This is a genomic window from Planococcus sp. RAB007_Raresut (assembly GCF_057369535.1).
Map to the genome: position 1 here is coordinate 1 of NZ_JBXYIF010000179.1, position 257 is coordinate 257.

Annotated in this window: 1 protein-coding gene; it reads left to right on the forward strand. The window is 53.7% G+C overall.

Annotated features, from left to right (window positions below):
* On the forward strand, positions 1 to 257 hold a 257-nt coding region (locus AC2Q9J_RS18195), incomplete at both ends, for an FAD-dependent oxidoreductase (RefSeq protein WP_499042122.1).

Sequence of the window (257 nt, forward strand, 5' to 3'; positions counted from 1 at the left end):
GTGTCTTTTTAGGTCGTCCGGGGGCAGATGATATTGTCGAAGCATCCGATGAAGAAATCATCGAGACGGCATTACACGATCTCCGTGGCCTGATGCGCATTCATCGTGAACCGATTCAAACCGTCGTCAGTCGACTCCGTGATGGACTGCCTCCTTATGCGGTCTTTCATGCGGACCGTGTCAAAGCACTCCGAGCCGAGATGAGCCGGGTATATCCAGGCGTCATTCTCGCAGGAATCGCCTATGACGGAATTGGG